At 64.3% G+C, this 8431-nt stretch carries 11 protein-coding genes; 6 read left to right on the top strand and 5 right to left on the bottom strand.

Going from position 1 to position 8431, the window contains the following annotated elements; all coding sequences use genetic code 11:
• Positions 1-264: MerR family transcriptional regulator (locus HSX43_RS19415; RefSeq protein WP_407929392.1), on the bottom strand; the 264-nt coding region annotated here is incomplete at its 3' end.
• Positions 265-312: 48 nt separating this feature from the next.
• On the bottom strand, positions 313-768 hold the full coding sequence (locus tag HSX43_RS19410) for a helix-turn-helix domain-containing protein (RefSeq protein ID WP_235962791.1): 456 nt from the start codon (positions 766-768) through the stop codon (positions 313-315).
• 669 nt (positions 769-1437) lie between these two features.
• On the opposite strand from HSX43_RS19410, the gene HSX43_RS19405 reads away from it, so the two are divergent.
• The gene (locus HSX43_RS19405; RefSeq protein ID WP_179381800.1) at positions 1438-1716 is read left to right on the top strand and encodes a type II toxin-antitoxin system prevent-host-death family antitoxin; all 279 of its coding nucleotides are present in this window, start codon (positions 1438-1440) and stop codon (positions 1714-1716) included.
• A complete protein-coding gene (locus tag HSX43_RS19400; protein WP_179381799.1) occupies positions 1713-2141 on the top strand; it encodes a hypothetical protein in 429 nt (142 codons plus the stop codon). The genes HSX43_RS19405 and HSX43_RS19400 overlap by 4 nt, the downstream gene beginning before the upstream one ends.
• Positions 2142-2154: 13 nt before the next feature.
• Here the strand turns inward: HSX43_RS19400 and HSX43_RS19395 are convergent, their stop codons facing one another.
• Together HSX43_RS19395 and HSX43_RS19390 are read right to left on the bottom strand one after the other, a co-directional pair.
• A complete protein-coding gene (locus tag HSX43_RS19395; protein ID WP_179381798.1) occupies positions 2155-2505 on the bottom strand; it encodes a hypothetical protein in 351 nt (116 codons plus the stop codon).
• A 202-nt stretch (positions 2506-2707) separates the two neighbouring features.
• Positions 2708-2986 carry a hypothetical protein gene (locus HSX43_RS19390; RefSeq protein ID WP_179381797.1) on the bottom strand — a complete coding sequence of 93 codons (279 nt, stop codon included), beginning with the start codon at positions 2984-2986 and terminating at the stop codon, positions 2708-2710.
• 189 nt (positions 2987-3175) lie between these two features.
• Between HSX43_RS19390 and mobQ the strand changes: the two genes are divergently transcribed.
• The 4 genes from mobQ (at position 3176) to HSX43_RS19370 (ending at position 7979) form a co-directional block, all read left to right on the top strand.
• Positions 3176-4501 (top strand): MobQ family relaxase, encoded by a 1326-nt coding sequence (gene mobQ / locus HSX43_RS19385; protein ID WP_179381796.1) that lies wholly within the window; start codon positions 3176-3178, stop codon positions 4499-4501.
• Positions 4502-4586: 85 nt separating this feature from the next.
• Positions 4587-5639, top strand: a complete 1053-nt coding sequence (locus HSX43_RS19380; RefSeq protein WP_179381795.1) for a DUF4123 domain-containing protein — start codon at positions 4587-4589, stop codon at positions 5637-5639.
• A 58-nt stretch (positions 5640-5697) separates the two neighbouring features.
• A complete protein-coding gene (locus HSX43_RS19375) occupies positions 5698-6564 on the top strand; it encodes a hypothetical protein (RefSeq protein ID WP_179381794.1) in 867 nt (288 codons plus the stop codon).
• Positions 6565-6716: 152 nt separating this feature from the next.
• The gene (locus HSX43_RS19370; RefSeq protein WP_179381793.1) at positions 6717-7979 is read left to right on the top strand and encodes an esterase/lipase family protein; all 1263 of its coding nucleotides are present in this window, start codon (positions 6717-6719) and stop codon (positions 7977-7979) included.
• Positions 7980-8142: 163 nt separating this feature from the next.
• On the opposite strand, the gene HSX43_RS19515 is transcribed toward HSX43_RS19370, so the two are convergent.
• Positions 8143-8431: hypothetical protein (locus HSX43_RS19515; RefSeq protein WP_208454682.1), on the bottom strand; the 289-nt coding region annotated here is incomplete at its 5' end.

Raw genomic sequence — 8431 nt, 5'->3', positions numbered from 1 at the left:
CAGTTCCTTTTCCAGTTCAACTATGCGCTCCAATCCTCTGGTTTCCAACGCAACAGGAGGGCGTTGCGCGTCGTTGCTTTCAGCTTGTTGCGCATCGCGTTGCGCCGTTGCGGGCGGGAAGACACGGTGCAGTTCAGCCGGGTCGATCTCGTATGCTCCAGAGGCCCCTTTCGTCGCTGAAATTTTGCCATTCTTGATGGCTCTCTGGATTGTTGTTTTGTTTTTTCCGGTCGCTTTTGCGGCCTCGGAAAGTGAGTACTTCATAGCGTTGCGCGCCGTTGCATGCATCGAGTTGCGCAACGATAAGGCGCATTACCTGTCATGCTCGTCCCCGTCGTAGCGCGGATCGTGGGTTGCAGGCAGATCATGCTCCATACTGGGAAAAGAGGGCTCCGATGGCGGGGGGAGGCCTGGGCCGGTTGGAAGCTGCTGCTCGCCTCGGCCGATCGAAGGCACCCTGCGTAGCGGCTCCTGATAGCCGATCTGATCGCGGTCCGGCTGCTCCTCGTCCGAGACGACCACGGAAGCGCTAAACAGGCTGTAACGGATGCCGTCGCGCTTCCCGGTCCAGGCCACGCGGTCGTTGATGATATAGGCGTTTACGGTGCCGTTCTGGCCGACCTGCCTCACCTCGATCCATCGGTCTTCCACGAGGACGGTCAGAGCACGCTGAACCGTCCGGCGCGAGGTCTTGGTTAGAGCCATGAGAGTATTTTGACTGACCACAACGGCATTATGCGGTCCGACCCGCGCGACGAGGACGTGCATGAGCTGCGCCGCCTTCGGGGCCTTAGCGATGAGCGCACCCCATGCCTCATGGGCAGCTCTCTCCGTCTGGACCCAGTTGCCCCCACGAGAACGCGTATCTGGAAGCTGTTGCATATGGCGCACCCCTGCGTCGATTTTGACCAGTTTTCGGTCACAGAAGCCCACATTCTGACGGCGTCTGCAAGCTAAAAATTCGTCACTTGTGACCGAAAACTGGTCACGAAAGGCGCACCCCTGCGTCACCAGTTATGACGCACCCCTGCGTCACCAGTTATGACGCACCCCCCCCTGGTAAGTTATTGAAAATAAAGACCGCAGAATTTGCTCTTTCTTATGATCTAATAGGAGGGGAAAAAATCCACGGTCGTTCGGACGGGAGCGCCCGCCAGGTAGCGAACGACCGGCCGGGCGGCGGTGGACTTTTTCCTCGACCGGATGGCGAAGCCGTCCGTTTCTCCAACTTCAATCTTTGTGCTTCGCTCAAACGTAGCTCGACCGTAACACAATGCGCAGCGGCCCCGGATGGGGTGGGTCAGATAGGGAGGGGAAGGGTTATCCCCACAGACTGAGGAGTAGCGCCTGTGGTAGGCGTAATCAGGCTGGGAATGAAGACTTGCAACACGGTAGCGCCTAGGTTAGCTATCTTAGGAACTTCTTGAGAGGTCTGTCATGCGTGAGTTTTCTTCCACCGACCTGGCCAATCGGACAGGGGACGTTCTAGCAGCCGCTGCCCGAGACACTGTACGGATCAAACGGCACGGCACGGCACGCTTCGTGGTGATGTCAGTGGAGCGGTTCGAGGAGATGGCCGAGCAGGGCCGGACCCAACGGGCGATCCATGTGGCCGACATGAGCGACGACGAGGCGGACACACTTCTCGCTGCGCTGGAGGCCGATGAGCTGGCCCAGGATGGCAACGAAGATCCGAACGGCCGAGCTGGCCGGTGAACACGGATTACGATCCGCCTGCGGTCGGGGACGTCTGGTCCTATCCCTACCTATGGGCGCGTCAGGCCAAGAGCGGGGAGACGGAGGGGCGCAAGACGCGGCCTTGTGCGTTGATCCTGCTGTTGCGCCAGGACGACGGCCGGACATTGGTGGTCCTGCTCGCAATCACCACGCAGCCGCCTTTGCCGGGTCAGACTGCTATCGAGGTGCCGCAGATCGAGCGACGACGGGCTGGGCTCGACGTGGACCGCCCGCTTTGGGTGATCGTGGACGAACGCAACGAGGATGTGCTGCCTGGATCCTACGACTTCGAGCCGGGTGGACGGATCGGGCGGTTCGGAGCCGCGTTCACGAGCCAGCTTCGGCGCGCAAAGATGGAGGCGATCCGCAGCCGTCGATCACGGCGGGTGCCGCGTCAGGAGTGATCCGGTTCTGCGCTCACCGCTCGGCTTCCGGCCGCTTGATCCAGATGGCGCAGTAGCTGGACCCGTCGGGTTGTTCGATGACCTGACCGCCTGCGTTGCCGCAGTAGATACCGGGGTACTGCCCGAACTCACGCGCATCGCCGCGCCCCGCAATCCACGCCATCGCCAGCGCCCCGATAACCACCCCTGTGGTGCCAATGGCGGCGATCCAGACCCAGAAACCCCCGAAGTAGCGCCAGGCCTCTCTGCGGGCCTCTCCTGCGGCTGTGGCGAGTTTGGCGCGTTCGTTGTCCAGATCCTGCCGAATGCCCCCCAGAACGCTCTCAGCGGCCCGTACGGCCGCCTCCGTGGCGTTGTGGGCCATCTGTGGTCCCGATCGACCTTGAGGGCCGCTCCCAGGGCCTCTGGCGCCCCCCGTGTGGCCTTGCGCATCTGCTCGACCCCTTGGGCCACGATCTCATGCAGCGCCTCGGCCTCGTCGCGATCGAGCGACGTCCGGCGCAGATCGTCCATGTCCTTGCGGATCAGTGTCAGTTCGTCGGCCAGGATCTGGAATGGGTCTTTGCTCATGGCCGGTCCTCGACATTACGAGGTGCAGCCGTCTTCGCCGCCTTGTCCAGCTCCGCCAGCAAGCCGACCAGCTCCTTTTGATCGACTTCGCGCGTCACGGCCCGTCGCAGGAGAGCGGCCAAGGCGCGTGCCTTCTCGGGTTCCTTAAGCGCGTTGGAGATGACGACGGAGCCGACGATGATCTTGCGGCGGGTTTCGGAGGCCTTTTGGCGCGACTTGAGGCGGGCGAGCTTGGCCTGCGTTGCGGCAATCTGCTGGTCGATTGTGCGCGCCATTCGGGACCTTTCGGCTAGTGTGGATGTTGACTTTGTGGGAGCCTGTGATGTCAGGTGCAAGCACGAAGTGCCCACTTATACAAACGCGGCGGCTGATGCCTTGGTTTGTGTGGGCGGGGGAGACTAGCGTTTCCCCTCGACCCCTAAGCCCGCCCGAACGCATGCTCGGGCAAAGAGCGCGGCACCCCGATGGCGATCTACCACCTGCGCGCCTCCGTCATCTCCCGCTCTCAAGGGCGGTCGGCGACGGCCGCCATCGCCTACCGCGTGGCCGAGCGGATCACCGATCGGCGCACGGGGCTGGTGTTCGACTATGCCGCGAAGGCCGGCGTCGAGCATACGGAGATCCTCGCGCCGTCCCACGCGCCGGACTGGGTCTCCGACCGGTCCGAGCTGTGGAACCGCGTCGAGGAAGCCGAGACCCGCAAGAACAGTCAAGTCGCCCGCGAGGTCCGGGTGGCCCTGCCCGACGAGCTGTCCCACGCCGAGCGGGTCGAGCTAGTGCGGGGGTTCGTGCGGGAGCAGTTCGTGGAGCGGGGCATGGTGGCGGACGTGGCCATCCACGCACCCGGCCGCGAGGGGGACGAACGCAACCACCACGCCCACATCCTCCTGACCACCCGGGAGGTGGGGGAGAACGGGTTCACCGCCAAGAACCGCGACTGGAACAAGGTCGAGGTCCTGGCAAGCTGGCGGGAGGCCTGGGCGCGGGACACCAACGCCGCGCTGGAGCGGGCGCAGGTGGCCGAGCGCGTGGACCATCGCACGCTCGCCGCGCAGCGCGAGGAGGCGCTGGAGATGGCCACGGCGGCCCGCGATTGCGGCGACGAGCGCGAGGAGCTGGCGCAGACGGTGCGGGCCGTGGAGCTGGACCGGTCGCCCCTGCCGCAGCTCTCCCCCGGGGCCTGGCAGATGAAAGAGCGCGGCCACGAGGTCGGGCGGGTCGCGGCCTGGCACGAGGCCAAGGCGCGGGCGGCCGAGGTGCGCGAGATCGCCGCCGACCTCGCGCGCGAGGTCGGGACGTGGATCGCCGAGCGGGCCGCCGGGGTCGTGGACCGTGTGCGCGAGCGGGTGGGGCCGGGGCAGGACGAACTGGCGCTGGTTGAGGGTAGCGTGAGGCGTGAGGCGCCGGAGGACAGCCGCGACCTCGCCACGCGGCTCAGGGCGGCGTGGGACGCTCGACAGGGCGCATCACATGGGCAGGAGCGGGCGGCCGGGGCGGAGGGACCAGAGCGGTCCGAGGTTGAGACGGCGGGTCGGGATGGCGCACGGGACGCGCCGACCGCAGACGGCCAGGACCTCGCGGAGCGGCTGCGCGCTGCCGCCGCTGGGATCGACCGTGACGGTCTCGCGGAGCGGGTCGCCGCGCTGCGCGAGGGTCGCGAGGCCGAGGAACGGCAGGCCGCAGAGGCGCAGGCGCTGGACGCCGCCCGCGAACGAGAGCGAGAAATCGAGCTGGAGAAGGAAAAGCAGGCCGAGCGCAATCGGGATAGCGGGTGGGATTATGGGCTGTAGGCCGCCTGTCTATGCGGGGCGTCTGGCCTTCGCGCCCGCCCCGTCGCAATGTCCGGGAACGGCGACCCGGCAAGACAGGCACCGCATGACCACAGGCGCGGACGACAGCGACTACTGGACCAACCTCCCCGGTCCCTCGGTCGAGGGCGGAGATGGTGCATCCACGCCTGCGCTGAACGTCGAGACCATCGAGGGCGTGGAGCCGCTGGACGCGCAACTCGGCGTGGCGGAGCCCCTCACCGTCCCGCCCGCCCTCTACGAGGCGCTCTTCGGGCAGCCGGAGGTGATCGAGGGCCGGGCGATCCTGCCGCTCCACACCTACGCCGTGCTCGACGCCGCCAAGCTGCCCGGCCTGCCCGAGATGCTGGAAACCTCGGGCCTCGACCACGCCTGCCTCTTCCAGGGTGCGGCCGCCGAAGAGCTGCGCGACGTCGCCCCTTACCTCGTGCGCCTGGAGGAAGGGCACCGCTTCACCCGGGGGCTCTTCACCCAAGGCGAAGGGCCAGGAGACATGTGGGACAGGGAATCGGGCATCTTCCTGCGCTCGCAAGGATCGCTAAACGATCTGCGCAAGCACCTGCGCAAGTTCACGAAGTTGCAGGATGGAGAAGGCAAGTGGTTCTACTTTCGGTTTTGGGAACACCACGTCCAAGAAGCTCTGATCCATGGCGGAGCAGGTACACGGGCATTTTCGAACAACATGCTCGCTCCGATTGGGGGCTGGTCCCAGCGTTGGTTGATAGCCGATGTGGCTGCGGGGCGTCTGATTTGTTTGGAAGGGCCGGCCGTTGAAGGCTGGTCCTCTTCGCCAATCTGGCTCGACCCGGATACTTTCGCCGCCCTAGGCACTGCCACGCGGATTCGTCTCATGCGCGACGAAGCCATTGCAGCGCTGTGCCTATCGCCACAACGACAACGCGAAGATCGGATATTTCCTTCGGATTTGGAGGAGCTTTGGAGTCGGCTGCGGAAGACTGGCTTTGCGGAACCGAAAGATCGGATACAGGCAATGTCACTGTACTTGCGATATCATGCTTCCGGTCGGCATGAAGAGGCCTGGGCCGTGTTGAGCGAGCCGGGACCTGGCCCGGGAATCCGGCTCTGGCGCCTGTCACAGGCTATCGTGGAGCAATCGTAAGATGCGATCCTCAATACTCGGAGGCATGCTCCTCCTGCTAATGGAAGGTGGTGCGGCGATGGCTGATGCGATCGAGTTCAGGACGTGGTGCATCGGGCACCACCATTTCGAGGTTCCCATGATCCTCGAGCCGGTCGAACAGTATTCCGTGCTGCGCACCATGACCGTCGACCGGCTCGGGCCGGGTGGCGAGAAGGACCTGGATCGGATGGTGCGTGCTCGGATCGCCGCGTTGCGGGCTGGGGAAACTGAGCAGGAAGGTGTCCTGATCCTGTTTCGCGATGAGATGCGCGAGGGGGATGTCTGGATCGTGTCGCACGTCGTGGATACCTCGCTGCTGGGGGTTCCGGCCGACGATTGGACCGAGGAGGCCTATGTGGCCAGCGACGGCGTTCTGTTTCGCGTGACCCGCGCCATGTTTCCCGAAGATGCCGAGGTTGCCCGAGCGGAGTTGTTGACGTTGGCGCGGAGCCTGTTTCCGCGTGCGGATCACGCACCCGTCGAGCGGGGAGCGGTCTGTCTTCCCGGCGCAGGTGCCCGGGTACCGCCCACCACCGAAGCCCATGGGGTCACGTTCGCTCCCTCGGATGGAACGCGGCCGGTCGGTCTGCGGGTCGAGATCGTGCATCGCGCTGTCGGCGACCCACCCCTCGACGTCTCGGACGCTCTGCCAAGCGGGCTCGGTTCTCGACCGGCGCAGTTGGGCGATCTCGACGGTCGCGCGTTCGCCGCGAACGGTCGAGAGGTCGGGCGGTTATTGGTCGTGGGGCGACCGAATGATGTGGGCCACGCTGGCATTCGTATCATCGCCGAATATTACGACGAGCGAGACGATGCGGGCGCCGAGCCATACGGACCCGAATGGACTGAAACGGTATGGAACCGCTTGCTCGGTAGTTTCGCCCCGAAGCGGGCGGTTCGATGAACGACGCTGTTCAGACCTGTCCCGAACCGGTCTCCCTTCCGATCATATTCGTGCCGGGCATCATGGGGAGCCGGCTACGCAACCGCGCTAGCGGCCGGATGGTATGGGACCCTGATCGCTATACGGGGCGTGGATCCCTAGCGGCACAAGCCATGAGCTTCACGGCCGGCAAGCGTCGCGCGCTCGTCGGGCCACCGGGTCGGGGTTTCAGTCCAGACTATCTGGAAGTCGACCGAGGCACGCCGGGACGCGGCCTCACGCCGGATCGAATTCAACGTGGATGGGGTGGTGTTCACCAAGGCTCATATATCAGCTTCCTAAGCTGGCTAGACATGACTGCCGAGACCCCTGCCGGCGGACAGGTGCCGCGAGGTTGCTTCAACCTGAAGTACGAGGTTTGGGTTCATCCCTACAACTGGACGGATGACAACGCCAACTCGGCCCGCAGACTTGGTGACACGGTCGCTGCTGCAGCAAACAGTATGCGCCGCTTCGAGCGGCTTGGCTACCGAACGTTGAAGCCCATTCTCGTGACGCATTCCATGGGTGGCCTCGTGGCCCGTGCCTACACCCAACTGCATGGCGGAGGCGGGGACGTTCACGGCGTCATCCACGGTGCCATGCCGACCGATGGGTCTCCCGCTACCTACAAGCGGATGCGGGCGGGATTTGAAGGCGTGGAGTCGCAAGTCCTCGGACGGAACCAGTCCGAGTCGACCGCGACCGCAGGCAATCTTCCCGGCCCGTTAGAGCTGTTGCCGAATGGGCGTCATCGCTCTGTGAACGGGACAACCAATTGGCTGCGTGGAACGGGGCAGGGCGGCGGCCGGCTCTGGGCCAGGCCGGCCGCCAATCCATATGGCGAAATTTACGTCAACCAAGCCGACTGGTGGCGATTGATCTATCGTCAATATCTTGATCCCGACGGCGACCCTGACGGGCGGTCGGCTTTCAGACAGAGCCGGACCCAGATCATCGCGGCCGCATCCTATCACAGCCGCCTCGGGTCCTCAGGCTACCATCCCAACACCCGGATGTTTTACGCCGCCGATCGAGGGCATCCATGTTGGGATCATATAGAGTGGCGGCAAACGTCTCGTGTCGATACCCCTTCCAATGCGCAGCCACAACGCAACGACGAGAACGGAACGGTGGAATGGGGTCGCTGGTCCGATCCCGTCTATACGCCCTACGGAGCCAATCCTCCGGTTTTCATCGCCGATACCCGTTACGAGATACAGGAGCCAGACGCGCCAGGCGACGGCACCGTTCATGCCGGGTCGGGAAAGTACGTGTCCGGCCCGATGTCCGTGCCGACGCGGAACGGTTTCGTGCACCAGTCCGCGTTCGATCTTGGGGAAGCACGGCGTTTCGTGTCCGAATGGCTCTTCGCCATGGTTCAAGAGCAACTGTAGATGGTTGGACAGAATTATTCGACAGCAGATCGTGGACGCGCTCGTGGCCGTTCCACAAGTGCACCCTCACGCACCCCCGTGTGAAACGTCCAGCGCGTTTCATTAGGATCGGTTCAAGGATTCCGAAATGTTGCCGAGAGTACGTCTAGGGGCTAACGGGACGCTATGAGCGTCCCCAAGGCCACCAGCCTCGCCGCTTCTGCGGCGGTGCCACAAGCAGGGCCGTCACACGCTCCTCTGAGCGGTCCAGGCGCCTGCGAAGATCCTCGATCGTTTCGCTCATCTGTTGCCGCTGTTCTTCGAGGCCGATGCTTCGGGATTTGGCGACAGCCAGTTCCTTTTCCAGTTCAACTATGCGCTCCAATCCTCTGGTTTCCAACGCAACAGGAGGGCGTTGCGCGTCGTTGCTTTCAGCTTGTTGCGCATCGCGTTGCGCCGTTGCGGGCGGGAAG

Source organism: Jannaschia marina (assembly GCF_013404595.1).
Classification (GTDB): Bacteria; Pseudomonadota; Alphaproteobacteria; order Rhodobacterales; family Rhodobacteraceae; genus Jannaschia; species Jannaschia marina.
This window is presented reverse-complemented; position numbering and strand designations above follow the sequence as displayed.